Annotated in this window: 25 protein-coding genes; 11 read left to right on the top strand and 14 right to left on the bottom strand. The window is 71.1% G+C overall.

The features are described from left to right. The first annotated feature begins 36 nt into the window (after positions 1 to 36). The 4 genes from AAHB17_RS17955 to AAHB17_RS17940 are packed head-to-tail and all read left to right on the top strand — an operon-like array spanning position 37 to position 7682. Positions 37 to 4116, top strand: a complete 4080-nt coding sequence (locus AAHB17_RS17955; RefSeq protein ID WP_342132071.1) for a YhdP family protein — start codon at positions 37 to 39, stop codon at positions 4114 to 4116. A gap of 31 nt (positions 4117 to 4147) precedes the next feature. Next, positions 4148 to 4954 (top strand): carbon-nitrogen hydrolase family protein, encoded by an 807-nt coding sequence (locus tag AAHB17_RS17950; RefSeq protein ID WP_342132069.1) that lies wholly within the window; start codon positions 4148 to 4150, stop codon positions 4952 to 4954. After that, on the top strand, positions 4951 to 7050 hold the full coding sequence (locus AAHB17_RS17945; RefSeq protein WP_342132068.1) for a two-component system sensor histidine kinase NtrB: 2100 nt from the start codon (positions 4951 to 4953) through the stop codon (positions 7048 to 7050). Before AAHB17_RS17950 ends, AAHB17_RS17945 begins: the two co-directional genes overlap by 4 nt. Further along, the gene (locus AAHB17_RS17940; RefSeq protein WP_342132066.1) at positions 7047 to 7682 is read left to right on the top strand and encodes a response regulator transcription factor; all 636 of its coding nucleotides are present in this window, start codon (positions 7047 to 7049) and stop codon (positions 7680 to 7682) included. The genes AAHB17_RS17945 and AAHB17_RS17940 overlap by 4 nt, the downstream gene beginning before the upstream one ends. A 2-nt stretch (positions 7683 to 7684) precedes the next feature. Here the strand turns inward: AAHB17_RS17940 and AAHB17_RS17935 are convergent, their stop codons facing one another. Continuing rightward, positions 7685 to 7825: a hypothetical protein gene (locus AAHB17_RS17935; protein WP_342132065.1), complete on the bottom strand. Its 141-nt coding sequence runs from the start codon at positions 7823 to 7825 to the stop codon at positions 7685 to 7687. Between the two features lie 148 nt (positions 7826 to 7973). Between AAHB17_RS17935 and mltA the strand changes: the two genes are divergently transcribed. Continuing rightward, positions 7974 to 8993 (top strand): murein transglycosylase A, encoded by a 1020-nt coding sequence (gene mltA, locus AAHB17_RS17930; RefSeq protein ID WP_342132063.1) that lies wholly within the window; start codon positions 7974 to 7976, stop codon positions 8991 to 8993. Between the two features lie 23 nt (positions 8994 to 9016). Beyond that, a complete protein-coding gene (locus tag AAHB17_RS17925) occupies positions 9017 to 10072 on the top strand; it encodes a 6-phosphofructokinase (protein ID WP_342132062.1) in 1056 nt (351 codons plus the stop codon). 45 nt (positions 10073 to 10117) lie between these two features. Here AAHB17_RS17925 and AAHB17_RS17920 read toward each other — a convergent pair whose 3' ends face one another. The 4 genes from AAHB17_RS17920 to AAHB17_RS17905 are packed head-to-tail and all read right to left on the bottom strand — an operon-like array spanning position 10118 to position 13233. Beyond that, positions 10118 to 10996, bottom strand: coding sequence for a uracil-DNA glycosylase (locus AAHB17_RS17920; RefSeq protein WP_342132060.1), 879 nt, complete (start codon positions 10994 to 10996; stop codon positions 10118 to 10120). Next, positions 10993 to 11499 carry a ribosomal protein S18-alanine N-acetyltransferase gene (gene rimI, locus AAHB17_RS17915; RefSeq protein ID WP_342132059.1) on the bottom strand — a complete coding sequence of 169 codons (507 nt, stop codon included), beginning with the start codon at positions 11497 to 11499 and terminating at the stop codon, positions 10993 to 10995. The genes AAHB17_RS17920 and rimI overlap by 4 nt, the downstream gene beginning before the upstream one ends. Beyond that, on the bottom strand, positions 11496 to 12266 hold the full coding sequence (gene tsaB, locus AAHB17_RS17910) for a tRNA (adenosine(37)-N6)-threonylcarbamoyltransferase complex dimerization subunit type 1 TsaB (protein ID WP_342132057.1): 771 nt from the start codon (positions 12264 to 12266) through the stop codon (positions 11496 to 11498). Before tsaB ends, rimI begins: the two co-directional genes overlap by 4 nt. A gap of 13 nt (positions 12267 to 12279) precedes the next feature. Next, positions 12280 to 13233: a DMT family transporter gene (locus tag AAHB17_RS17905; RefSeq protein WP_342132056.1), complete on the bottom strand. Its 954-nt coding sequence runs from the start codon at positions 13231 to 13233 to the stop codon at positions 12280 to 12282. A gap of 39 nt (positions 13234 to 13272) precedes the next feature. Here AAHB17_RS17905 and dacB point away from each other — a divergent pair, with 39 nt between their 5' ends. After that, positions 13273 to 14736, top strand: coding sequence for a D-alanyl-D-alanine carboxypeptidase/D-alanyl-D-alanine endopeptidase (gene dacB, locus AAHB17_RS17900; protein WP_342132055.1), 1464 nt, complete (start codon positions 13273 to 13275; stop codon positions 14734 to 14736). On the opposite strand, the gene galU is transcribed toward dacB, so the two are convergent. From galU to AAHB17_RS17870, 6 genes are all read right to left on the bottom strand, one after another. Beyond that, entirely contained in the window at positions 14737 to 15624 is an 888-nt protein-coding gene (galU, locus tag AAHB17_RS17895) for a UTP--glucose-1-phosphate uridylyltransferase GalU (protein WP_342132054.1), read from the bottom strand. Between the two features lie 121 nt (positions 15625 to 15745). After that, positions 15746 to 16201, bottom strand: coding sequence for a YidB family protein (locus AAHB17_RS17890; protein ID WP_342132053.1), 456 nt, complete (start codon positions 16199 to 16201; stop codon positions 15746 to 15748). Positions 16202 to 16268: 67 nt separating this feature from the next. After that, positions 16269 to 18386, bottom strand: coding sequence for a putative bifunctional diguanylate cyclase/phosphodiesterase (locus AAHB17_RS17885; RefSeq protein ID WP_342132052.1), 2118 nt, complete (start codon positions 18384 to 18386; stop codon positions 16269 to 16271). A 32-nt stretch (positions 18387 to 18418) separates the two neighbouring features. After that, the gene (locus AAHB17_RS17880) at positions 18419 to 19795 is read right to left on the bottom strand and encodes a sensor histidine kinase (protein ID WP_342132051.1); all 1377 of its coding nucleotides are present in this window, start codon (positions 19793 to 19795) and stop codon (positions 18419 to 18421) included. Beyond that, on the bottom strand, positions 19792 to 20460 hold the full coding sequence (locus AAHB17_RS17875; protein ID WP_342132050.1) for a response regulator transcription factor: 669 nt from the start codon (positions 20458 to 20460) through the stop codon (positions 19792 to 19794). The genes AAHB17_RS17880 and AAHB17_RS17875 overlap by 4 nt, the downstream gene beginning before the upstream one ends. Further along, positions 20460 to 20756, bottom strand: a complete 297-nt coding sequence (locus tag AAHB17_RS17870) for a PepSY domain-containing protein (RefSeq protein WP_342132049.1) — start codon at positions 20754 to 20756, stop codon at positions 20460 to 20462. The genes AAHB17_RS17875 and AAHB17_RS17870 overlap by 1 nt, the downstream gene beginning before the upstream one ends. Positions 20757 to 20884: 128 nt before the next feature. Here AAHB17_RS17870 and AAHB17_RS17865 point away from each other — a divergent pair, with 128 nt between their 5' ends. The 3 genes from AAHB17_RS17865 to AAHB17_RS17855 are packed head-to-tail and all read left to right on the top strand — an operon-like array spanning position 20885 to position 22607. Next, positions 20885 to 21295: a DUF1924 domain-containing protein gene (locus tag AAHB17_RS17865; protein WP_342132048.1), complete on the top strand. Its 411-nt coding sequence runs from the start codon at positions 20885 to 20887 to the stop codon at positions 21293 to 21295. Positions 21296 to 21307: 12 nt separating this feature from the next. After that, positions 21308 to 21814, top strand: coding sequence for a diheme cytochrome c (locus tag AAHB17_RS17860; protein ID WP_342132047.1), 507 nt, complete (start codon positions 21308 to 21310; stop codon positions 21812 to 21814). Positions 21815 to 21842: 28 nt separating this feature from the next. Then, positions 21843 to 22607: a cytochrome b/b6 domain-containing protein gene (locus AAHB17_RS17855; protein ID WP_342132045.1), complete on the top strand. Its 765-nt coding sequence runs from the start codon at positions 21843 to 21845 to the stop codon at positions 22605 to 22607. Between the two features lie 5 nt (positions 22608 to 22612). Here the strand turns inward: AAHB17_RS17855 and AAHB17_RS17850 are convergent, their stop codons facing one another. Then, the gene (locus AAHB17_RS17850) at positions 22613 to 23155 is read right to left on the bottom strand and encodes a DUF7482 domain-containing protein (protein WP_342132043.1); all 543 of its coding nucleotides are present in this window, start codon (positions 23153 to 23155) and stop codon (positions 22613 to 22615) included. 33 nt (positions 23156 to 23188) lie between these two features. Next, positions 23189 to 24157 carry an EamA family transporter gene (locus tag AAHB17_RS17845; protein ID WP_342132042.1) on the bottom strand — a complete coding sequence of 323 codons (969 nt, stop codon included), beginning with the start codon at positions 24155 to 24157 and terminating at the stop codon, positions 23189 to 23191. A gap of 70 nt (positions 24158 to 24227) precedes the next feature. Between AAHB17_RS17845 and AAHB17_RS17840 the strand changes: the two genes are divergently transcribed. Then, entirely contained in the window at positions 24228 to 24698 is a 471-nt protein-coding gene (locus AAHB17_RS17840; RefSeq protein ID WP_342132041.1) for an Lrp/AsnC family transcriptional regulator, read from the top strand. On the opposite strand, the gene AAHB17_RS17835 is transcribed toward AAHB17_RS17840, so the two are convergent. Next, positions 24685 to 25686 carry a Bug family tripartite tricarboxylate transporter substrate binding protein gene (locus AAHB17_RS17835; protein ID WP_342132040.1) on the bottom strand — a complete coding sequence of 334 codons (1002 nt, stop codon included), beginning with the start codon at positions 25684 to 25686 and terminating at the stop codon, positions 24685 to 24687. The two genes, AAHB17_RS17840 and AAHB17_RS17835, sit on opposite strands and share 14 nt — an antisense overlap. Between the last annotated feature and the right edge of the window lie 122 nt (positions 25687 to 25808).

Genomic DNA, 25808 nt, shown 5'->3' with positions numbered 1-25808 from the left:
CAGTGCAATCTCCGACCGTCATAATTTGAGTTCTTGATGCAACACGATTTGACCCCTCCTCCCCCGCGCACGCTGAGGGCCTTGACCTGGACCGCACGTGCCTTGTGGTGGCTGGTGCTGGGGGCCTGGGGCCTGTTTGCGCTGAGCTGGGGCGCCCTTCACGGCTGGATTGTGCCGCGAATCGGCGAATGGCGTCCGCAGCTGGAGCAAGCCGCCACCCGGGCGCTGGGGACTCCTGTGCGGGTGGGCGAGATCCGGGCCACCGCCACCGGCGCCATCCCGGCTGTCGAACTGCGCGATGTGCGCCTGTACGACCGCGAGGGCCGCGAAGCCCTGCACCTGCCGCTGGTGCAGGCCGCGCTGTCGGTGCGTTCGCTGTGGCGCATGGGCTTCGAGCAGTTGGTGATCGACCGCCCCAGCCTGGACGTGCGGCGCACCCGCGACGGCCAGTGGCGCGTGGCCGGGCTCGACCTCAGCACGGCACAGGCCAACGACCAGGGCGCGCTGGGCGACTGGTTCTTCTCGCAGACCGAGTTCGTCATCCGCAACGGCCAGCTGCGCTGGCAGGACGAAAGCCTGTCTCAGCCGCCGCTCGAACTCACCGACGTCGACCTTGTGGTGCGCAACCCGGCGCGGCGCCACCTGATGCGCCTGGACGCCACCCCGCCACCGGAATGGGGGGAACGCTTCAGTCTGCGCGGCGACTTCCGCCAGGCCTTCTCGCTGCGGCAGAAAAACCACTGGCAGGAATGGAATGGCACCCTGTTCGCCGAGTTTGGCCGGGTTGACCTGCAGCGCCTGCGCCAGCAGGTGTCGGTGCCCGAGGCGGCCGCGCTGCAGGTGCACCAGGGCCACGGCGCGCTTCGCCTGTGGGCCGACCTGCAACGCGGCAGCCTGGCCACCCTCACCGCCGACACCGCGCTGGAGCGGGTGCGCCTGCAGCTCAACCCCGCCTTGCCGGCCCTGGAGGTGCCCGCGCTCAGCGGCCGGGTGGTGGCCCGCTGGCTGCCCCAGCGCTGGGAGGTGGGCACCGACAACCTGCAGCTGCAGACCCCCGGCGGCACGCCCTGGTCGGTCGGGCGGCTCAGCGTGACCCACAACCTGCCCCGCCTTGGTGCCGAGGCCGACACCGAGCTGAAGGCCGAACGCATCGACCTGGACGCGGTGCACGAGGTGGCCGAGCACCTGCCCCTGCCCCTGGCGCTGCGGCGTGAACTCGGTGTCGCCCAGCCGCAAGGCCTGATCAGCAACCTGGAACTGCGGTGGAGCGGCACCCCCTGGGCCAGCCAGGAGATGCCCAGCCGCTGGCACGCCAAGGGCCGCGTCGACGGGCTGGCCGTGGCACCCGGCCGCCTGCCGGCCGACGCCCCCGTGGGCACCCTGGGCCGCCCCGGCATCGAGGGCGCGGGGGTCGACTTCGACCTGGGCCCGGCGCAGGGCACGCTGCAACTCAGCATCAGCGAGGGCGCCCTGAGCTGGCCGGGGCTGTTCGAACAGCCCCGGGTCGAGGTCGACCGCCTGCAGGGCCCGGTGTCGTGGAAGCTGGACGGTGAGCGCATCGAACTCAAGCTGCCGCAGCTGCGCTTCGCCAACGCCGACGCGGCCGGCGAACTGCAACTGAACTGGCACACCGGGCAGGGCACGGCCCGCCAGCCCCGCTGGCCGGGCGTGCTGGACCTCAGCGCCCGGCTGGAGCGCGCCAACGGCGCCCAGGTGCACCGCTACCTGCCGCTGGAGATCGCCGCCGACGCCCGCCGCTACGTGCGCGAGGCCATCCCTCGCGGCGAGGCGCACAACGCGCGCTTTCGCGTCAAGGGCGACCTCAACCGCTTCCCCTTTGCCAAAGCCGCCGACGGTGAATTCCGCATCAGCGCCCCGCTGTCGGGGGTGGACTTCGACTACGTGCCGCCCTCGGTGGCCGCGGCCGGCGCCCCGCCGTGGCCGGGCCTGCGCGGGCTGCAGGGCCAGTTCCTGATCGAGGGCGAGTCCATGCGCCTGGTCGACGTGCGAGGCACCGTCGCCGGCAGCCCCGGCGTGCGCATCCAGAAGGCCGATGCCAGGCTGGACAACTACACCCGCCTGGGCACGGTGAGCGTGAACCTGCGGGCCAACGGCGTGGCCGACGACATGCTGGGCTTCGTCAACCGCTCGCCGCTGGCCGAGATGACCGGCCAGGCGCTGGCGGCGGCACGTTTCGGTGGCGCGGCCGATCTGCAGCTCAAGCTCGGGCTGCCCCTGGGCGCGCTGGCCAGCACCACGGTGGCCGGCAGTGTCACCCTGGCGGGCAACGACGTCCAGTTCAGCCCCGACACGCCCCTGCTGGCGCGCGCGAGCGCGCAGGTGTCGTTCAGCGAAAAGGGCTTCGAGGTGCCCCAGGCGGTGGCGCGGGTGTATGGCGGTGAGCTGCGCTTCGGCGGTGGCATGCGCCCCGGCCCCGACGGCCGGCCGCGCATCGCCTTCCAGGGACAAGGACAGGCCACGGTGGACGGCCTGCGCTCGGCCCGCGAGCTGGCCGCGCTGGCCCCGCTGCTGCCCTCGTTCAGTGGCAGCGCGCCCTACCAGCTCCAGTTGGCCTTCGTCGATGGCGGGCGACCGGAACTGACGCTCAACAGCAGCCTGCAAGGCCTGGCCAGCACCCTGCCGGCGCCGCTGGACAAGGCGGCCACCACGGCGCTGCCGCTGCGGCTGAACACCACGCCGCTGGCCGCCGAAGGCGGGCTGGCACGCGATCAGGTGACACTGGAACTGGGCACCACCGCCAGCCCCCTGCTGTCGGCACGCTACGAGCGCGACGTGTCGGGCGCCGAGCCCAGGGTGCTGCGTGGCGCCCTCGGCATCGGCGCAGGCGCCCCGCTGGCGCCGCCGCCGCGCGGCGTGCTGGCGCGCGTGAACCTGCCGGCCCTGGACGCCGACGCCTGGGAACGCTGGCTGGACCGCCTGCCCGGTGGGGGTGCCACCCATGCAACGCTGAACGCCTCCCAGGCCTACGGGCCCACCCAGGCCAGCGCGAACATCGAGCGCCTGACCGTGGCGCAGCGGGTGCTGCACCGTGTGCGCGCCGAGGGCAGCCGCGAGGCCCGGCTGTGGCGTACCCGCATCGATGCCGACGAACTGAGCGGCCGCATCGAATACCGCGAGGCCGAGGGCGGCGCGACCGGCACGGCCGGCCGGGTGTTCGCCCGGCTCTCGCACCTGAAGCTGGAGAAGTCGGCCGCCAGCGAGGTCGACCAGCTGTTGCGTCAGCAACCCACCAGCGTGCCGGCCCTGGATGTGGTGGTCGAGCGGCTGGAACTGGGGCCACGCGTGCTGGGCAAGCTGGAGCTGGAGGCGGTCAACCGCAGCACCGACGGCAACAACGAATGGCGGCTCAGCCGCTTCAGCCTGGAAGTGCCGGAAGCCCGCCTGAGCGGCACGGGCAACTGGACCACGGTAGGCGCCGCCAGCGCGGCGCCCCGGCGCACGGTGCTCAACTTCACGCTGGACATGAGCGACGCCGGCGAGCTGCTGGAGCGCTTCGGCATGGCCGGCGTGGTGCGCGGCGGCAAGGGCCAGCTCGGTGGCACGGTGGGCTGGCTGGGCTCGCCGCTGGCGCTGGACCACCCCAGCCTGACCGGCCAGATGAAGCTGGACGTCGAACGCGGCCAGTTCCTCAAGGCCGACCCCGGCCTGGCCAAGCTCATGGGCGTGCTCAGCCTGCAGGCCCTGCCGCGGCGCCTGCTGCTGGACTTCAAGGACGTGTTCAGCGAAGGTTTTGCCTTCGACTTCGTGCGCGGCGACGCCCGCATCGACAAGGGCGTGGCCACCACCAACAACCTGCAGATGAAGGGCGTCAACGCCGCCGTGCTGCTGGAGGGCCAGGCCGACATCGCCCGCGAGACGCAGGACATCCACGCGGTGGTGGTGCCCGACCTCAGCGCCGGCACCGCCTCGCTGATCGCCAGCGCCATCAATCCGGCCGTCGGCATCGGCACCTTCCTGGCCCAATTCCTGCTGCGCCAACCCTTGCAGGAGGCGGCCACGCAGCAATTCCACATCAGCGGACGCTGGGACGACCCGCAGGTCGAGCGGGTGCCTCGCAAGTCGCCGCCTGCGACGCCGCCAGTTCCGTCACAATGAACCCCATCATCCAACCGACGCCCCACACGCCATGAAAGCCGCCGCTCTGCAGATGGTGTCCGGCATCAGCCTGGACCACAACCTGTCGCAAGCCCATGCCCTGCTCGACCAGGCCGCGCAGGCCGGCGCCGAACTCGCCGTCCTGCCCGAGTATTTCTGCTTCATGGGTGCCAACGACCGCGACAAGCTGGTGCTGGCCGAAACACCCGGCCTGGGCACGGTGCAGGCCTTCCTGCAGGACAGCGCCCGCGAGCTGGGCCTGTGGATCGTGGGCGGCACCCTGCCCATGGCCACCGACGATCCGCAGCACGCGGCCAACGCCTCGCTGGCCTACAACCCCAAGGGCGAGTGTGTCGCGCGCTACGACAAGATCCACCTGTTCCGCTACGACAACGGGCGCGAACGCTACGACGAGGCCAACGTGCTGGTGGCCGGCGACACGCCGACCCACTTCACCATGAGCGAAAAAAACGGCCAGCCTTGGCGCGTGGGCATGAGCGTCTGCTACGACCTGCGCTTCCCCGAGCTCTACCGCCAGCTCCAGGCCGACCTGCTGGTGGTGCCCTCGGCCTTCACCCACACCACGGGCCAGGCCCACTGGGAACTGCTGCTGCGCGCGCGCGCCATCGAGAACCAGGCCTATGTGATCGCCAGCGCCCAGGGCGGCAACCACGAGAACGGCCGCCGCACCTGGGGGCAGACCATGATCATCGACCCCTGGGGCCAGGTGTTGGGCCAACATGCCGAAGGCCCGGGCGTGGTGGTCTGCGACCTCGACAGCGCGCGGCTGCAGCAGGTGCGCCGCCAGCTGCCAGCGCTCGAACACCGCAAGCTTTGAGGCTGCCGCAGACGCCGGACCCACGGCCGGGCCAGGCGCGTCGCTGGCGGCTGTGGGCGCTGCTGTGCCTGCTGGTGGGGGTCACGCTGGTCACCCTGGTCTTCCTGGCCCGCGAGTACGAGGAAGTGCGCAGCATGGACGCGCTGGAGCAGGAAGCGTCCGCCCTGGGCGCCGACATCCGGGGCAACCTGCTGCGCAACGTGCAGACACTGCAATCGCTGCACACCCAGCGCCCGGGGACCGAGGCGTGGGAGCCGCTGGCGGCCGGGCTGCTGGGCCAGCACCGCGAACTGGTGCGCCTGGAATGGCGCGACAACCAGCTGCGGCTGCTGGCCGCGCGCGACAGCCCCTTCCACCCGGTGCTGTTCGAGGTGGCGCAGCGCGAGCAGTCCATGGCCGATGTGCGGCAGGCCTGCACCAATGCGCGGCGCATCAACTCGCCGGCCTACGCGCCCAGCTACTTCTGGCCCATCCCGCAGGGCCTGGGCCTGGAACTCATGGAACTGTGTGTGCCGCTGTACAACGCCGCGCAGGCCGACGGCTTCCTGGTCGCGACCTACTCGCTGCTGGGCATGCTCAGCGAATTCCCCAACAAGGACTCGCTGCGCAGCAAGGCGGTGGCGCTGACCGAGGTGGACGGCACCCGCCTGTCCATGTACGGCAGCATCACCGGCCGGCGCCGCGCCATGCACGCCACCCACCTGCTGGACCTGCCCGGCGTCACCATGATGGTGCGCCTGGAAAGCCCGCGCGACGCGCCGCGCCTCTTTCCCAATGTGCTGACCGCGCTGGTGAGCGCGCTGGCGGTGGCCCTGATGGCGGTGTTGGGCCTGCTTGGGCGCGACATGCGCCGGCGCATGCGGGTCGAAAGCGAGCTGGCCAAGGCGCTGGCCTTTCGCAACGCGATGGAGGACTCGCTGTTCACCGGGCTGCGCGCGCGCGACATGGACGGCCGCATCACCTACGTCAACCCGGCCTTCTGCCAGATGGTGGGGCTGAGCGCCGACCAGCTGCTGGGCCGAGGCACGCCGGCACCCTACTGGCCGCCAGACCTGATGGACGAATACCACCAGCGCCAGGCCGTGCGCCTGGCCGGCATGACGCTGCCACGCGAGGGTTTCGAGTCGGTGTTCATGCGGCCCGACGGCAGCCGATTCCCGGTGCTCATCATCGAAGCCCCGCTGGTCAATGCCCAGAGCCAGCAGACCGGGTGGATGAGCGCCGTGCTGGACCTGAGCGAACAGCGCCGGGTGGAGGAACTCTCGCGCGCCAGCCAGGAACGCCTGCAGGCCACCGCGCGGCTGGCCATGGTGGGCGAGATGGCCTCGCTGCTGAGCCACGAACTCAACCAGCCGCTGGCCGCGATGTCCAGCTACGCCAGCGGTGCGCTCAACCTCATGCAGTCGGCCCAGCAGCAGGCCCTGCCCGGCACCGACCCGGAACTGGCGCGCGACCTCGGCCAGGCCATGCAGCGCATCGTCGAGCAAGCCGAACGCGCTGCCCGGGTGATCAAAAGCGTGGCCGACCTGGTGCGCCGGCGCGAGCAGGTGCGCGAGCCGGTGGCGCCGCAGGCACTGCTCGACGCCATCATGCCGCTGGTGCACCTGCAGGCACGCAAGCTCGGCATCCGCGTGCTGGCCACCGTGGCCGACGGCTGTCCGCCCGTGCTGTGCGACCGCACCATGGTCGAACAGGTGCTGCTCAACCTGGCGCGCAACGGCATGCAGGCCATGCCCGAAGGCGACCCCACCGCCACCAGTGGGCTGCGCACGCTCACGCTGGAGGTGGGTCCGGTGCGGGCCTCGCCCTCGGTGGCCGGCACCAAGCGCTGGGTCGAATTCGCCATCACCGACCACGGGCAAGGTCTGTCGGACGAGGTCGCGGCGCGCCTGTTCACGCCCTTTTTCACCACCAAGGCCGAGGGCATGGGTCTGGGCCTGAGTCTGTGCCGCACCGTGGTCGAACAACACGGCGGCGCGCTGGCCCACGGCCCCGCCGAGCCCCGGGGCACGGTGTTCCGCTTCACGCTGCCGGTGGCCACCTCGGCCCCGCGCGCCCTGGCCGGCCCCGCCAGCGCTATGATCGCCCCGCCATGAACCTGCCCCAGCGCGCCCGAGTCTTCATCGTCGACGACGATGCCAGTGTTCGCGATGCCTTGTCGTGGCTGCTGCGCACCCGCCGCCTGCTGAGCGAGTGTTATGCCAGCGCCGACGCCTTCTGGGCCGAAGCCCAAAGCTGGCACAACGAACCCTCCGACCCGGTCTGCCTGCTGCTGGACGTGCGCATGCCCGGCATGAGCGGCCTGACCCTGTTCGAACAGCTGCTGGCCCAGCCCTGGCGCAGCGTGTTGCCGGTGATATTTCTATCGGGCCACGCCGATGTGCCCACCGCGGTGGACGCGGTCAAGCGCGGCGCTTTCGATTTCTGCGAAAAGCCCTTTTCCGACAACGCCCTGGTCGATCGCATCGAACAGGCGCTGCAGGCGTCGAGCGAAGCCATCGCGCTGCGCCAGGTGCGGCGCGACCACCAGGCCCGCATGGCCAGCCTGACCGAGCGCGAACGCGACGTGATGCAGCGCGTGGTGGCCGGCTTGCCCAACAAGCTGGTGGCCGATCAGCTCGGCATCAGCGTGCGCACGGTGGAGGTGCACCGCTCGCGCGTGTTCGACAAGATGAACGTCAGGTCGGCGGTGGAACTGGCCAACATGCTGCGCGATGTGGAGAGCTGAACTCAGCGCGGCGGGCCGTCCCCTTTGTCGTCGGCATCCTCGGGCGGCAATTCGCCTTTCTGGCGCCCGGAGAACATGGTCCACCAGACGATGAACAACAAAATCAGCAAGGCCCCCAGGGCTTCGAGCAACAGCAGGATCATGACAGAGGCGCGCGCCTGGGCGCTGACAAAATGGGCGGTGGTGGCGATTGTAGGAACGCTGGCCGCCTGCACCACCGTCCCGCTGCCAGAGCCCCCACGCGCGCCGGCCCCACCGGCCGGGACACAGCCGCCGGTCAGCCCGCCCCCCATGGACGACGGTCTCCCCGGCGTCGCCCCCCTGGCACGCGCCAAGAGCCAGTGGGTGCCGGTGCGCTGGAGCGAGCTGCCCGGCTGGGGCCAGGACGCCCTGCACGAGGCCTGGAACGCCTGGCTTCGCAGCTGTGAACGCCCCGCCCCCACGGTGGGCGCGTTGTGTGGCGAGGTGCGCCGCCTGTCGATCGCGACGGCCGAGGAACAGCGCCGCTTCATCGAACAGCGCCTGCAGCCCTACCGCATCACCGCCAGCGACGGCAACCCCAGCGGCCTGCTCACCGGGTACTACGAGCCCACGCTCAAGGCCAGCCGCACGCCCAGCGCCGAATACGCCTGGCCCCTGCACCGCCTGCCGGCCGGCTTGCGCAACGGCCAGCCCTGGTTCAGCCGCGAGGACATCGGCAACCTGCCCCAGGCCCAGGCCGCGCTGCGCGGCCAGGAAATCGCCTGGCTGGCCGACCCCATCGACGCCATGCTGCTGCACATCCAGGGCTCCGGCCGGCTGCAGATCCAGCAGGACGGCCGCACCGTGTCGACGGTGCGCGTGGCCTTCGCCGGCACCAACGGCCAGCCCTACCGCAGCATCAACACCTGGCTGCAGCAGCAAGGCGTGCCCATCACCCCCTGGCCCGGAGCCACCAAGGCCTGGGTCCGTGCCAACCCGCAGCGCGTGAACGAACTGCTGGCGAGCAACCCGCGCTACGTCTTCTTCCGCGAGGAAGCCATGAGCGATCTCGATGCCCAGTTCGGCCCGCGCGGCGCCCAGGGCGTGGCCCTCACGCCCGGGCGCTCCATCGCGGTCGACCCCGGCAGCGTGCCCTACGGCACGCCGGTGTGGCTCAGCACCCAGGGCCCGGCCGGGCGTTTCAACAAGCTGGTGCTGGCCCAGGACACCGGCAGCGCCATCGTGGGCGCGGTGCGGGCCGACTACTTCACCGGCTGGGGCGACGATGCGCTGTCCCTGGCAGCGGGTCTGAAACAGCCGCTGCAGCTGTGGGCGCTGTGGCCACGCTAGGCAGGACGGACAGGAGACACAACATGCGCATAGGCATCCTCACCGGCGGCGGCGACTGCCCCGGTCTCAACGCGGTGATCCGCGCCGTCACCAAGTCGCTGATCCGCCAATGTGGCGCCGAGGTCATCGGCATCGAGGATGGTTTTTTTGGCCTCATGGACGCCAGCCCGCGCACCCGCGTGCTGGACTGGCGCAGCGTCAGTGGCATCGCCCACCGGGGCGGCACCATCCTGGGCACCAGCAACAAGTCCAACCCGCTGCGCAGCCCGGCGGACACCGAGCGCACCCTGGCCAACGCGCGCGCGCTGGCGCTCGACGGCCTGGTGGTGATCGGCGGCGACGGCACCATGTCCATCGCCCACGGCCTGGCCGCCCACGGCCTGCGCAGCGTCGGCGTGCCCAAGACCATCGACAACGACATCGTGGGCTGCGAGCGCAGCTTCGGTTTTGACACCGCCGTGGCCACCGCCACCGAGGGGCTGATGCGCATCGAGACCACGGCCATGAGCCACAGCCGGGTGATGATCGTCGAGACCATGGGGCGGCATGCGGGCTGGATCGCGCTGGAAGCGGGCCTGGCCGCCGCGGCCGACATCATCCTGCTGCCCGAGATCGACTACAGCATCGAGGCCGTGGTCCGCGTCTGCCGCACACGCGAAGCCAAGCAGCACTACACCGTGATCTGCGTGGGTGAAGGCGCCAAGGCGCGCGGCGCCGACCTCACGGTGCAAAACACGGTGCCAGGCAGCCACGACCCGATCCGCCTGGGCGGCGTCGCCCATGTGCTGCGCGAGCAGTTGCAGCCCCACCTCAAAAGCGAGGTGCGCGCCACCGTGCTGGGCCATGTGCAGCGCGGCGGCCAGCCCACGCCCTTCGACCGCGTGCTGGCCACCCGCTTTGGCCACCACGCCGCGCAGCTGGTGGCCGCCGGGCGTTTTGGCGAGATGGTCACGCTGCAGGGCGGCGCGCTGTGCACCGTGCCGATGGCCCGGGTCGCCGACCAGCAGCGCACCATCGCGGCGGATGACCCGCTGCTGGTGACGGCGCGCGAGATCGGGGTGTCGCTGGGCGAGGCCTGAACGGCCACAGGCCGTGGGCCAGGCGAGTCGGGGCAGCGCCGCCGCTCAGGCCGGCCGGTCCAGCTGCGCCATGGCCAGGCACAGGTCGGCCCAGGCCTTGCCTTTTTCGGCCGGGCTGCGCAGCAGGTAGGCCGGGTGGTAGCTCACCACCACCGGCACGCTGCCCTGCGCGGTCGGCAGCCGGAACACCTGGCCGCGCAGCTTGCCCAGCGGCTGGCCGCGGGTGGCCTCGTCCACGCCGGCCAGGGCCAGCACGCTCTGCGCGGCGAAGCGCCCGACCGCCAGCACGATGCGGGGCTGCAGCAGCTCGATCTGGCGCTGCAGGAAGGGCGCGCACTGCGCCACCTCGGCCGGCTCGGGGTTGCGGTTGTGGGGCGGGCGGCACTTGATGACGTTGGTGATGTAGACCCGCTCGCCGCGCGCCAGACCCATGGCCAGCAGCATCTTGTCCAGCAGCTGCCCGGCGGCCCCCACGAAGGGCTCGCCCTGGCGGTCTTCCTGCTCGCCCGGGGCTTCGCCCACCACCAGCCAGTCGGGCCGCTGGGCGTCGCCCACGCCGGGGACGACGTTGCAGCGGCCCTGGCTCAGCGGGCAGGCGGTGCAGGCCTTCATGTGGTCCTGCAGGGCCGGCCAGTCGAGGTCGGTCAGGGCGCCATCGCCCAGGGGAACGACAGGCACGGTGCGGGGGGCCGGTGGCGCCGGGCGCTCGGACGGCGCAGCTCGGGGCAGCGGCGCAGTGGCAGGTGCGGGTGCAGCCGCGCGCGCGGGCGCTGCCACCGCAGGGCGGGCGGGCGCGTCGGCCTTCACCTCGGCGGGCACCTCGGGCTCGGGCCACCACAGGCGCACGCCCATTTCCGCCAGCATGGCGCGCTGGCGCTCGTCGAGCTGCAGGCCCTGGGTCAAGGGCGTTGTCGTGTCGCTCATGCGGCCACCTTGAGGTTGAGGCTCATCACGATGGCGTCCTCGCGCCGGCTGTTGTCCAGCGGGTAGTAGTCGCGGCGGCGGCCCACTTCGGCAAAACCGCGCTGGCGGTAAACCGACAGTGCGGCGGTGTTGCTGGCGCGCACCTCCAGCCACAGCCACTGGGCCTGCTGGCCCCGCGCCCACAGGGCCAGGCCATCGAGCAAGACGCGGCCCCAGCCCTGGCGCTGCAGGGCGGGTGTGACGGTGAGGTTGAGCAGGTGCACCTCGTCCAGGATCTGCATGGCCACCAGGTAGCCGATCAGCACGCGGCCGTCGCTCAAGGTGGGCAGGCCCACATCGCCGGGCAAGGGCTCGCCCACCAGCACCTGGGTGTGGTGGCCGGCGTTGAGGGTGTCGCTGAAATGGCCCACGGTCCAGGGGTGGCTGTAGGCGGTTTTTTCCACCTCCACCACGGTGGGCAAGACCCCGGTCCCCAGGGGCTCCCAGGCCACGCGGCGCGTCATGCAGGCCCCGTGGCCGCCTGGGCCTGTTTGATGGCCTCGCGCTCGGCCGTGGTCTGGGCCACCTTGTCGCGCACGTACAGGGGCTGGGCCTCTGGCGCGCTCACGGCCAGGCCCTGGGCCATGGCCTGCGGCGCCAGGCGCAACAAGGCGGTGGCCGTGGGCAGAGCGGGCACCTGCGGCAAGGCCAACAGGGCAGGCCCGAAGCGATTGCCGTACACCGCCACCGCGTTGCCGGCCAGCACCGTGCCGGGCACCGCCGGCACCACCTGGAGCAGGTCTTCGGGCCGGCACAGGCGAGGCGGCTCCAGGGGCCTCAGGGCGTCGCCGGTCAAGGTGTACCGGGCCACATAGACCTCGTCCATGCGGGCGTCGAGCACGGCAGCGATGGTGTGGGGGGCGGGCGATCCGGCGGCGGCCAGCGTGGCACGGGCGTCTTCGGCCACGGCCCACAGGGTGTCCAGCGGCAGCACCGGCAGGCCTTGCGGGCGGGCGGCAAAGGCCAGGCCCTGGGCCACCGCACAGGCGGTGCGCACACCGGTGAAGGCGCCGGGCCCGCGCCCGAAAACGATGGCGTCGAGCTCGTCCAGCCGCCAGCCCGCCTGGGCCAGCAGATCCTGGATCAGCGGGATCAGCGTGGCCGAGGCCTGGGCGCCGCCGACACCGGTGTGTGCAGCCAGGGGGGCGGCGTCGGGGCCACCCGCGCCCACCGCCACCGAGAGGCTGTCGGTGCTGGTGTCAAAGGCAAGGAATCGGGTAACGCGGACCATGGCCGATTGTGCTTCAGGCGCGTTGGGCCGCTGCCCGCACGCCAAACAGGATACCCCCGGTGACCAGCGCCAAACCCACCACAAGGTTCCAGTGCAACGGCTCCCCCAGCAGCAGCACGGCACCCATGGCCGAGAGGCCGGGCACCATGGCCGTGAGCATGGTGGAGCGCACCGGCCCGAAATAACGCACCATCTGGGTGAAAGTGATGCCCGAAATCACCACCGACCCACCGCCCTGGAAGGCCGCCTGGAACAGCAGCTCCTGCCAGGGCGCCTGCAGCAGGTGGCTGGTGACCACGCCACTGGCCGCCAGCGCCACATACAGCGGCACAAAACTCAGCAGGGCGAACACCGACACCGCCACCGTGGCCGGCACCGCCGCCAGGCCGTGGCGGCGCGCGATCACGGTGTAGATGGCCCAGCAGAAGGCGGCCGACATGAACATCAGGTCGCCCATCCAGACCGTGCCGCCCGCAAACGCCTGCAGCAGGCTGGCCCCGCCCACCAGCAGGTCGCCGCCCAGGATCAGGGCCAGACCGGCGGCCCGCGCCGGGGTGATGCGGTCGCGCAGCACCCAGGCTGCCACCAGCGTGGTGAACAGCGGCAGGGTGCCGGGCATGAGCACCGAGGCGTGGGTGGCCGGCGCGAAATAAAAGCCACTGTAGGCCAGGCACGAATAGCCCACACCGGCCAGCAGCCCCACCGTCACCGTGAGGCGGGCGGACAAGGGCGACAGCCCCAGCCAGGTCTGGCCGCGGTCGGCCGCGCGCCGCACCATCCACCAGCCCACGGGCAGCAGCACCACACCCGCGCCCACAAAACGCATGAAGGCGATGTCGAACGGGGTGAGCGTGCGGTGGGCGCTGGCGCGCGCCACCACGATGAAGGCGGTCCACATCAGGACCGTGACCAGCGCCGAGCCCACGCCCAGCACACGCGGACTGGGCCGGCGAAAGGAAAACGTCATGGCCGGGATTATCCGGGTGCGGCTCGGATAATCGGCCCCATGACACCGTCATCCCTTCACCTTTGGCGCCTGGGCGTGTGGGCGCTGCTGGCGGCTTGTGTGCTGCCGGCTGTGGCACAGAACACCGCGCAGCCCACCCCACCACCCGCCGACGCCCTGCCCGCCGCAGTGACGGCGGCCCTGGCCCAGGCCCGGGTGCCGGTCTCGGCCTTGTCGGCGCTGGTGGTGGACGCGACCGACCCCGGCAAGACGCACCTCAGCCACCGCGCCGATGTGCCGGTCAACCCGGCCTCGGTCATGAAGCTGGTGACCACTTACGCGGCGCTGGACCTGCTGGGCTCGGCCCACACCTGGAACACGCCGGTCTACACCGACGGCCCGGTCACGGGCGGCGTGCTGCAGGGCAACCTCTACCTGCATGGCGCGGGCGACCCCAAGCTGGTGACCGAACGCCTGTGGCTGCTGATGCGGCGCGTGCAGGGATTGGGCATACGTCGCATCGCGGGCGACATCGTGCTCGACCGCCGCGCCTTCCAGCTGCCGCCCACCGACCCCGGCGCCTTCGACGGCGAGCTGCTGCGGCCCTACAACGCGGCCCCGGACGCGCTGCTGATCAACTTCAAGTCGCTGCTGATGACCTTCACGCCCGACCCCGCCAACGGCGTCGCGCAGGTGGTGGTGGAGCCGCCGCTGGGGGGCGTGGGCCTGCCCACCAGCGTGCCGCTGGCGCCCGCCGGCACGGCCTGCGGCGACTGGCGCGGCGGCCTCAAGGCCGACTTTGCCGACCCGCTGCGCATCCGCCTGAACGGCGCCTACCCCGCCAGCTGCGCCGAACGCACCTGGCCCGTGGCCTACGCCGCGCCCGAGCGTTTTGCCGAACGCGCCGTGCTGGGCATGTGGCAGGCGGTGGGCGGACAGCTCGACGGCCAGGTGCGCGACGGCGCCGTGCCGGCCGGCCTCAGCCCCCGGTTGGTGATGCCTTCCGTGACTCTGGGCGAGGTGGTGCGCGACGTCAACAAGTTCAGCAACAACGTCATGGCCCAGCACCTGCTGCTGAGCCTGGCCCTGAACACCGGCAACGGCCCGGCCACCTTCGAGGCGGCGCGCCAGCGTGTGGCCCCGTGGTGGCGCGAACGCATGGGCCCCGACGTGCCCCTGCCCGAGCTGGACAACGGCGCCGGCCTGAGCCGCAACGCCCGCGCCACAGCCCAGGCGCTGGCGCAGCTGCTGCGGGTGGCCTACGCCACCGGCCAGATGCCCGAGCTGATGGCCTCGCTGCCGCTGAGCGGCCACGACGGCACCTTGCGCCGCAGCCAGAACGCGGTCGGCCTGGCCCACCTCAAGACCGGCAGCCTCAACGACGTGAGTGCCCTGGCCGGCTATGTGCACGGCCCGCGCGGGCAGCGCCTGGTGTTGGTGGCCATCGTCAACCACCCCAACGCCGGCGCCGCGCGCCCGGCCCTGCAGGCCCTGGTGGGCTGGGCGGCCGGCGTGGGGCGCTGATCAGCGTGCCAGCAAGGCCTGCATGGTGGCCCGCAGGCCGGGTGCCAGCTCAGGCCGCAGCATCGCCAGCTCCACCGTGGCCTCCAGGAAACCTTCCTTGCTGCCACAGTCGTAGCGTTTGCCTTCGTAGCGGAAGGCGTAGACCTTCTGGCTGCGCATCAGGCCGGCGATGCCGTCGGTGAGCTGGATCTCGCCGCCCACGCCGCGCGGCTGCTCGCGGATCTGCTGGAACACCTCGGGCGTGAGCACGTAGCGCCCGGCCACGCCCCAACGCGAAGGCGCGACCTCGGGGGCCGGCTTCTCGACGATTTCTCGCACGTCCATCAGGCGCTCGTTCAACATGTCGCCGGCCACGATGCCGTAGCGGCGGGTGTGATCGGCCGGCACCTCCTGCACCGCCAGGATGGAGCGGCCCAGCTGGCCGAACTGGCGCACCATCTGGCTCAGCACCGCGCCGTCGGCCGGTGTGCCCACCATCAGGTCGTCGGCCAGCAGCACGGCAAAAGGCTCGCCGGCCACCAGCGGCTCGGCACACAAGACGGCGTGGCCCAAGCCCAGGGCCTTGGGCTGGCGGATGGCGATGCAGACCATGTCGTCGGGCTTGACCGAACGCACCTGCTCCAGCAGCGCGTCCTTGCCGGCGTCCTCCAGCTCGCGCTCGAGCTCGTAGGCCATGTCGAAGTGGTCGTCGATGGCGCGCTTGTGGCGGCCGGTGACAAAAATCATCTCGCGGATGCCGGCGGCGTAGGCCTCTTCGACCGCGTACTGGATCAGGGGTTTGTCCACCACCGGCAGCATTTCCTTGGGCATGGCCTTGGTGGCGGGCAGGAAACGGGTGCCCATGCCAGCAACGGGAAACACGGCTTTGCGAACAGGGGAGGGGGTCATGTTGGGTCGGCCTGAGGCCGCTTGAGGGGGTACGAACCCGAAAAGCATACCCCGAACGCCCACACGACCCTTGGCCCGATCGGACCACCCAGGCCCCGGCACACCGGCCGGGGACCATGGATCAGCGCATCAGCTGGCCCAGCAGCGCGCCCAGATCGGGGCCGGCGCCGGGGCTGGAAGCGGGCAACTGGCCGTCGGGGGTCATGCGGTCGATCAGGCCCGGCAGGGCCTGCGCCAGCACCTCGCCGAGCTGGCCGCTGTTCATGCCCAGCTGGCCGCCGAGCTGCCCCAGCACGTCGCTGCCCAGGGCCGACTCCAGCTGCGAACCGGACACCGGCAGGTTCTGCCCGCGGGCGATCCACGACTGCACGGCGTCGCCCAGCCCGCCGCGGGTGAGCTGCTCGACCAGCCCGCCCAGGCCACCGGCGCCACCGGCGCCGCCGCCTTTGCCGGCCAGCAGCTCCATGAGCACGGGCGCCAGCGCCTCCAGGCCACCCGATGCGGCGTTCGCGTGGGGTGCGGCACCGCCTTGTGCCGCTGCGGCCAGGCCGCCCAGCACCGATTTCAACAAGTCCATGTTTTTTGCTCCCTGTGGTGAATCCACCGCGGGAGCATAGCGGCTGCGCGGCCGGCGCCGTCAGGTCCTAGACAGATGGCTGGCGCGGCGCGCCCGCGTGGGCCCGCACGAAGTCGGCGGCATCGACCGGGTGCCCGTAGAGGAAACCCTGCACGCCCGGGCAGCCCACGCTGGCCAGGAAGCTGGCCTGCTGCGGCGTCTCGACGCCTTCGGCGATCAGGTCCAGCTGCAGGCTGTGCGCCAGCGCCACCACAGTGCGGATGATGGCCTCGTCACCGGGCGTCTGCCCGATGCCCACCACAAAACTGCGGTCGATCTTGAGCTTGTGCAAGGGCAGGCGCTTGAGGTAGGACAGCGAGGAATAGCCCGTGCCGAAGTCGTCCACCGACAGGCGCACGCCGGTCTGGCGCAGGCGCTCCAGCACGTCCATCGCGTTGTCCACCTCCATGATGACCGACTCGGTGATCTCCAGTTCCAGCCGACCGGCCGCCAGCCCATGGGTCTGCAGCACCTCGGCCACCCGCAGCACCAGGTCGCCACGCTCGACCTGCTTGGCCGAGACGTTGACCGCCAGGCGCGGCAGCACAAAACCCGCGAGGTCCCAGTCGGCCAGCTGCCGGCAGGCCTCGCGCAACACCCAGTCGCCCAGCGCGACGATGAGGCCGGTGTCTTCGGCCACCGGCACAAAACGCGCGGGCGGCACGGCGCCGAGTTCGGGGCTGTTCCAGCGCAGCAGGGCCTCGGCTCCCAACAGCACACCGTCCACGCTGTGAAACTGCGGCTGGAAATGCAGGGCCATCTCGCCGCGCTCCAGCGCGTGGCGCAACAGGCCTTCCAGGCGCAGGCGTTCGCGCGCATAAACCGTCATCTCGGGCGAATAGAAGTGGCTGCCGTTGCGGCCCTGGGCCTTGGCGCGGTACATGGCGGTGTCGGCGTTGCGCACCAGCGCGCCCACCGCGCGGCCGTCTTCGGGGAACACGCTGATGCCGATACTGGCCGAGACATGGTGGGTATGGTCGTCCAGGTGGAACGGGGCCCGCAGGTGGTCGTGGATCTTCTGCGCCACGTGCGCCGCGCCGCTGCTGCCCTGCACGCCTTCGACCATGCAGATGAACTCGTCGCCGCCCAGGCGCGCCAGGTGGTCATTGGCGCGCAGCACCTCGCCCAGGCGCTGCGCCACCGCCCGCAGCAGCTCGTCGCCCACCGCATGGCCCAGCGAGTCGTTGACGTCTTTGAACTGGTCCAGATCGATGAAGATCACCGCCACCTGCTGCCCCGCGCGGTCGGCGCTCTTGAGCGAGCGCTCCAGCTGGGCGTTGAACATGAGCCGGTTGGGCAGGCCGGTCAGGGGGTCGTGGTGCGCGAGGTGGTCCAGCCGCTGTTCGGTGGCGCGCCGCTCCGCCACCTCCACCTCCAGCGCGCGGTTGCTGGACTCCAGCTCGGCGGTGCGCTGCAACACTCGCGATTCGAGCGCGTTGTTGCTGGCCTGCAGCTGGGCTTCCTGCTGGCGCAGGATGCGGTGGGCGTGGCGCACCACCAGGTACTGGGCCCAATACAGCAGGCCCAGCACCGACAACACGCCCAGCGCGATCCACCAGATGGTGCGGCGCAGCTGGGCGAGAAACGGCGACACGTCCTGGTAAAGCTCGAAGACCCCTTCGATCTGACCGTCCGCACCCCGGATGGGCACGTAGCTGGAGATCAGGTCGAGGTCGACGCGGCTGCCTTCAAAGGCACTGAACGCGTCGCGGTGGGTGAGTTCAGAGGCGGCGCGGCCATCCAGGGCCGAGCGGAAACCGGCGTTGCCGCGCTTGTCCTCGCCAACCTGGGCCGCCTCGCTGGAGTACACGGTCAGGCCGTCGCGGTTGTAGACCTTGGCCTTGACCACCTCGGTGTCGCGCATCAGCCGGGTCACCTCGGCGTGCAGGCGGCCGTAGGTGTCGGCGTCGCGCAGGCGGGGCACGTCGCGCAGGTCCACCGTCTTGAGGTAGTCGCCATAACCCGGCCACAGGGTGTTGCGAAACACCTGGGTCATGGCGGTGTTGCGGTCTTCGGCCAGCCGCAGCAGCTGGGCCACCGAGTAGCGTTCGTAGAAGTACACCAGCAGGCCACCGGCCAGCACGATGAGCACCAGGCTCACGGTGGAGAAGTAGCGCGAGAGGTTGAAATTCGAGAACAGTGGCATGGCCCGCTCCGCGCCGCAACCCGCGCCGCGCTTCACATCGTACCCAAGCTCCTCGAAGCCGGCAGCACCAGCTGCGCCCGCAGGCCACCCAGAGGAGACTGGTCGAGCGCCAGGTCGCCACCGTGGGCCAGGGCCAGATCGCGCGCGATGTGCAGTCCCAGGCCCGAGCCGGGCACCGACTCGTCCAGCCTGACGCCACGCGCCAGCACGGCCTGCCGCTGCCCTGGCGCGATGCCCGGGCCATCGTCGTCGACCTGCAGGCACCAGGCCCCAGACCGCGGCAGCACGGAAACCACCACCTCACTGCGGGCCCATTTGCAGGCGTTGTCCAGCACGTTACCCAGCATCTCCTGCACGTCTTGGGCGGGGCAACCACAGGCAGCGGTGGGGTCGCCGGGCTCGGCGCGCAGGTGCAGGCCACGGTCGGCATGCACCCGCTCCATCACCCGCAGCAGCCCGTCCACCACCGGCGCCAGCGCCGCCCGCTCGTTGGCAAAGGCCTTGTGGGCCGCGGCCCGGGCGCGCGCCAGGTGCCAGTCGACCTGGCGGCGGGCGGCCTCGGTCTGCTCGCGCACCACCTGGCCCAGCGGGGAGGCCTCGCCTTCGGCCGCCTGTGCCATCACGGCCAGCGGCGTCTTGACGGCATGGGCCAGGTTGCCGGCCTGCTGGCGGGCGCGCTCGACCATGGCCTCGTTGTGCGCCAGCACCTCGTTGAAGCCCTGCACCAGGGGCCGCAGCTCGGTCGGCGCGTCGGCCTCGATGCGTGTGGCCCCGCCTTCGCGCACGGCGCGCACAGCGGCCTGCAGGGCACGCAAGGGCGCCAACCCCACACGCACCTGCGCCCAGGCGGCGGCCACCAGCAGACACCACAGGACACCCAGCGACAGGGCCAGCACCCGGCCAAAGCGCGTGACAGCCTGGGCCGATGCGCTGCGGTCGGCCGCCACCAGCAGGCGCCACAGCTGCTGGGGCTGCCCGGCCGGGAACACGCTGCGCTCCAGCACCCGCAGCGTGGCGCCCTGTGGGCCGGTGACGTCGTGGCGGTGGAGGCTGCCATCGGGCAGGGCGTCGCTCGCGTTGTCCAGCGTGGCGTCCCACAGCGAACGCGAGCGCAGCACCGCAGGCGCCGTGGGAGCGTCGACCTGCCAGTACAGGCCCGAATAAGGGCGGCGCCAGCGCGGGTCGGTCAGGCCGCTGTCGTCCAGCCGCAGTTGCCCCTGGGCGTCGAACTCGACCAGGGCGGTGAGCTGGTCGAGCTGCTGGCGCAGGGCGTCGTCGAACTGCCGGTCGATCTCGGCCCGGAACAGGGCCGTGAGCGCCAGGCCGGCCGGCAGCAGGGCCAGCGCCGCGCCCGCCACAGTGGCGGCCAGCAGCCGCCAGCGCAGCGAAGAAAGCGGCAGCCGCTTCATGGGCCGGGCGGCGCCACCAGCCGGTAGCCCAGGCCACGCACGGTCTCGATCAGCTCGGCCGGCAGCTTCTTGCGCAGGCGGCCCACAAACACCTCGATGGTGTTGGAGTCGCGGTCGAAGTCCTGGGCGTAGATGTGTTCGGTGAGCTCGGCGCGCGAGACCACCGCGCCGGGGCGGTGCATCAGGTAGGCCAGCACCTTGTATTCGTGGCTGGTGAGGGCCACCGGGTGGCCGTCCAGCGTGACGCGGCCGCTGCGCGTGTCCAGCGCCAGCGGCCCACACACCAGGGTGGGCGAGGCCAGGCCCTGGGCGCGGCGGATCAGCGCCCGCACGCGGGCCAGCAGTTCTTCGGTGTGGAAGGGCTTGGTCAGGTAGTCGTCGGCGCCGGCGTCGATGCCGGTCACCTTGTCGTGCCACTGGTCGCGGGCGGTGAGTATGAGCACCGGCGCGCTCATGCCTTCGCTGCGCCAGCGCTTGAGCACGCTCAGACCGTCCATCACCGGCAGGCCGAGGTCGAGCACCACGGCGTCAAAAGGCTGTGACCCGCCCAGCGCCCAGGCGTCGCGGCCGTTGTCCACCCAGTCCACCGCGTAGCCGGCCTCGGTCAGCACCTTCTGCAGGGGCAGCGCCAGCGCGGCCTCGTCTTCCACCAGCAGGACACGCATCAACGGCCCTCCTGGCGGCGCGCGCGCGCCTTGAGCACCTGGCCGCTGGCGGCGTCCACCTCGAGCTTGAGCAGGCCACCCCCCGCCTGCAGCAGCTTGATCTCGTAGATCCAGCGGCCGCCGTCGCGCTCCAGCTCCACCTCCAGCACCTGGCCGGGGTGGTCCGCCGCCACACGCTGCAGCACGGTGGCCAGCGGTTGGATCTCGCCCGCCTGCAGGGCGGCGCGCGCACGGTCGTGGTCGTGCCTGTCGCTGGCCAGGGCGGGCCCTGTGGCGACGGCGCAGGCAGCGATCACAGAAACAAACGGGTGCACGGTGGCCCTGAAGCGGTGGGATGGACCCCGATTGTCGCGGCGCAGCGATGAACCGCAGATGAACGGCGCCTTCAGACGCGGTACAGACGCTGGGTCGCAGGATGGCGGCCATGACACACCACCTCCACCCTCTGCAAGCCGCGGTCCTGGCCGGCCTGTTGCTCGCCACCGGCGGCGTGCGCGCCGCCGACACCAGCGCCCCCCAGCAACTGGAGCGCTGGAGCGCCCAGGCCAGCGCGCCCGGCAACGCCGAGCGTGGCCAGCAGCTGTTCACCCAGCGCCACGGCGCCGAGTGGTCGTGCAGCAGCTGCCACCACAGCCCACCCACCCGCGCCGGCCAGCACGCCAGCACCGGCAAGCCGATCGCGCCGCTGGCGCCGGCCTTCAACCGCGAGGCCTTCACCGACAGCGCCAAGGTCGACAAATGGTTCCGCCGCAACTGCAAGGACGTGCTCAGCCGCGAGTGCAGCCCCGGCGAAAAGGCCAACGTGCTGGCCTACCTGCTGCGTCTCAAACCCTGACCAACCCACACCATGCAACACCGCCTCCTGTGCGCCACCACCCTGCTGGCCACCCTCACCGCCCACACCCACGTGCTTGCCGACAGTGGCCGCGCCATGCCGGCCCAGGTGCCCAAGGCCTACACGCAGGAATGCGCCGCCTGCCACGTGGCCTACCCGCCGGGCTTGCTGCCGGCCGCCTCGTGGCGCCGCGTCATGACCGGGCTGGACAAGCACTACGGCAGCGACGCCAGCCTGGACGCTGCCACCGTGTTGCAGCTCAACAGCTGGCTGCAGACCCACGCCGGCACCTACAAACGGGTGGCCGAGGCACCGCCGCAGGACCGCATCACCCGCTCGGCCTGGTTCGAGCGCAAACACCGGCACATCGAAACGGCCGTGTGGAAGCTGCCCAGCGTGAAAAGCGCCGCCCAGTGCGCGGCCTGCCACGGCGGGGCCGAACAAGGCGATTTCAGCGATGACCGCCTGCGCGTACCGGCTGGCCTCGGCGCTCGCCAACAAGCCGCGTGGCGCGACTGAAACCCACAGAACCCCCCTGGAGGAACCGATGAACACCACCCTGCCTTCCCCCACATCCACCACCGCGCAGGCGCATACAAGGCATTCACCCGGCCGCCGCGCCGTCGACGCCCCGACCCGTCTCTTCCACTGGCTGTTTGCCCTGTGTTTTGTGGGCGCCTACGCCACGGCCGACGGCGAACGCTGGCGGCTGATACACGTCACGCTGGGCTACACCCTGGCCGGGCTGCTGGGCTTTCGGGTGCTGTATGGGCTTCTGGGGCCGCGTCACGCGCGGCTGTCCATGCTCTGGCGCAAGGTGGCCGGCCTGCCTGGCTGGCTGCGTTCGTTCCGGCCCGCCGGCGGCTCGGTCGCGGTGAGCACCGTCAACTGGCGCCAGGGCCAGAACCTGGCCATGGCCGGCGCCGTGGTGGCCCTGCTGATGCTGGTGCTGCCGCTCACGCTGAGCGGCGTTGCCACCTACAACGAATGGGGCGGCGAGTGGCTGGAAGAGGCGCACGAGTTTGTCGGCGAGTTCTTTTTGTGGACCGTGCTGGCCCACCTGGCCTTGCTGCTGGGCCTGAGCCTGCTGCGCCGCAAGAACCAGGCGCAGCCCATGCTCACTGGCCGCGTGGACGGCACCGGCCCCGACCTGGTGCCCCACAACCGCGCCTGGCTGGCGGGGCTGCTGCTGGCGGTGGTGCTGGGCTACTGGGCCTGGGAGTGGCAGCAGGCACCCGCTCCGGTGACGGGCCAGCCCGGCACCAGCTGGGTGGGCCGCCCACACGGTGGTGGCGACCGTGACGACGACTGAGGTGCTCAGGGCTGGAGCCTGGCCCCCGGCAGCACGCGCCCACCGTCGACCGACACCACCGCGCAGTTCACCACCACCCGGGTGACGCGCAGGCTCAGCTGGCCACGCTCCACGGCGTCGAGCACGGCTTCTTCGGAGGTCAGCAGCCGGCGCGTGCTGCCCGGCGTCCAGGCCACTTCCACCACGCGCCACAGCGGGCTGTAGGCGCGGTCGGTGCTGTCGGGGCCCACGGGTTGGGGCACGGACGGAAAGACGTTGATCTGCGCGCCGTCGTTGAAGTGGTACACCCGCTCCAGCGCATGGCGCTGCCCCGGTGCTGCGGGGTCGGCGGGCACGGTGGCGGCCAGGCGCGGTGCGTGGTTGACACCGAGTTCACGCGCCACATCGGGGTCCGAAGCGTCGGTGCTGACGTAGCCCACCTGCCGGCCTTCAAACCAGGCAAAGCGCAGCGGCAGGCTGACCTGCGGCATGCTGGCGCAGGCCACCAGCGACAGCAACAACGTGGCGGCGGCCAGTCGGCGACACGCATGCATGAGGCGCATGTTCATGCCCCAAATGCTAGGCGATGCCACCTTGGGGCATCAGCACGAGGGCTTTTGTGCTGACAGCGAAGCCCCCAGCGGCCACCAGCGCCGGGCCCAGGCCAGCAGCGGCGTGCCATACAAAATCAGCGCCAGCGCGGCAAACACCAGGGGCATGGCCAGGTAGACCCAACCAGTCAGCACCTCGCCCCCCAGGGCCACGCCCACCCACAGGGCCACGGCGGGGTTGACGAAGGAATAGCTGCCGGCCACGGCGGGCGAGCTGTTCTGCAGCAGCCACAGGTAGGCGTTGAGCGTGACCAGGGTGCCCATGACCACCAGGTAGGCCCAGGCGGCCCAGGAGGCAGCGCTGACCTGGCCCAGCGAGAAGGTGGCCGCGCCGGGCTCCAGCGCCCAGGCGGCCAGCACCCCCATGGCACCACCGATGAACCACTGCGCGCCCGAGGCCATGGCCGGCGCCGGCAGCGACAGCTTGCGCGAGGCGTAGGAGCCGATGCTCCAGCACAGCGGCGCGCCAAAGGCACACAGCGTGCCCAGCCAGGTGGCGGAAAAATCGCCCTCCAGCGCCAGCACGCCGGCACCGGCCGCGCCCAGGGCCAGACCCAGCCAACTGGTGACAGGCACACGCTCGCCGCCCAGGCGCGACCACAAGGCCAGCCACATGGGCATGGTGGTCACCACCGTGGCCATCAGGCCGGAGCCAATGCCCAGCTTCTGCGCCAGCACCACCAGCGACATGGTCACGAAGGCCATCAGCCCGCCGATCAGCGCCGCGTTGCGCCACTGGACCGCGGTGGGCCAGGCCTGGCCCTGCCAGCGCGCCACGGCCAGCATCACCACCCCGGCGGTGAGGAAACGCGTGCCGTTCATCAGCACCGGCGGCATGGAGTCCATGGCCACGTCCAGCGCGTAGTAGGTGGTGCCCCAGACGATGTAGACCGTGAGCAGGGCCACCAGCAAGGGCAGAAGGCGGCCACCCTGGGCGGCGAGCTTGAAATCGGTAGGCATGATGGACGTTTGACCGGATAATTTACGGAAATCTGGCGTTGCGCCAGATTTTGACCAAAGCAGGCCACCAATGCAAGCAAATTTACAGCTCGATCTGACAGACGCCAGAATTCTTACGGCACTGGGAACGGACAGCCGGCGTTCTTACGCCGAGGTGGCGGCCGAGGTGGGGCTGTCCACCGCCGCCGTGCACGAGCGGGTGAAGAAGATGCTGGAGCGTGGGGTGATCGAGCGCTTCTCGCTGCGGCTGGACCCGGCCAAGGTGGGCCTGCACTTCACGGCCTTCGTGGCCATACGCAACGACGGCGGCGTGCACTGCCGCGAGGTGGCGCCCGCCCTGCGCCTGCTGCCCGAGGTGCTGGAGCTGCACAGCGTGGCGGGCGAGTACGACTTCCTGGCCAAGATACGCACCACCCACGCCCGCGCGCTGGAAGACGTGATCTACCAGATCAAGGCCATCCCCGGCGTGGCGCGCACCACCAGCACGGTGGTGCTCAACACGGAGTTTGAGGACAAGCCGCTGAGCTTCAGTCCAGGCTGATGTTCGCTTTTTGGATCAGCTGAAGGTACTGGCGCGATTTGGTGTCGGCCTGCTTGTTGATCTCGTCCACCGACCAGGCCAGGGGTTCGAAGGCAAAGGTGTTGAAGCGCTCGCGCACCTCGGCATCGCCCAGCACCTTGAGCACGTCGGCGTGGATCTTGGCGCGCACCGGGGCCGGCACGCCCTTGGGGGTGACCAGCACCACGAAGGAGTTCACGTCCAGCGCGGCCGGGCCACCGGCCTCGGCCACGGTGGGCACGTCGGGCAGTTGGGGAATGCGCTTGGGCGCGGCCACCGCCAGGTACTTGATCTTGCCGGCCTTGTAGACGCCCTGGCTGGACGGGATGCTGGCAAAACTCCAGGGCACGTCGCCGGTGGCCACCGAGGTGTAGAGCTGGCTCACCTCCTTGTAGGGCACGTGCACCATGCGCGTGCCGGTCAACATGTCCAGCCACTCGGCGCCCAGGTGGCCCGGGCTGCCCACGCCCCAGGAACCGTAGCTGACGCCATCGGGCTTGGCCTTGGCGGCGTTGAGCAGGTCCGTCATGTTCTTCCACGGCGACTGTGCCGACACCGCCACCATGAAGGGCGTGCGGAACAGCGGCGCGGTGGCGTCGAAGGCCTTGAGGGTGTCGAAGTTGCGCGCCTTGTACAGGTGGGGCAGCGCGGCCAGGTGCTCGCTGTCGAGCTGCAGCAGGGTATAGCCGTCGGTGGTGCCGCGGCGCGCGGCCTCGATGGCGATGAAGCCGCCGCCACCGGGTTTGTTGTCCACCGTCACGGTCTGTTTCCACAGCAGCGACAGCTTGTTGGCGACCAGGCGCAACACGGCGTCGGGACCGCTGCCAACCGCGAAGGCGGTGTAGAGCGTGACGGGCTTGGTGGGGAAGTCGCTGGCCGGGGCCTGGGCATGGGCACCGAAGGCGCTCAGGGCCAGCGCGGCGGCGGTGGCGGCGCCCAGGACGTGGCGGCGGGTGGTGGGGATCTGCATGGGTTTGTCTCCGTGGGTTGAACGTCTTGTCTTATTCGGCGGCGCCGATGCTCAGGGTGATCTCGTTCACGCCGAACACGCGGCCGGTGATCGTGTCGCCGGGCAGCACCGCGCCCACGCCC

It is taken from the genome of Hydrogenophaga sp. OTU3427 (assembly GCF_038440225.1).
Lineage (GTDB): Bacteria > Pseudomonadota > Gammaproteobacteria > Burkholderiales > Burkholderiaceae_C > Hydrogenophaga.
The sequence above is the reverse complement of the archived record's forward strand: the minus strand, read 5'-3'. Positions and strand labels throughout refer to the sequence as shown.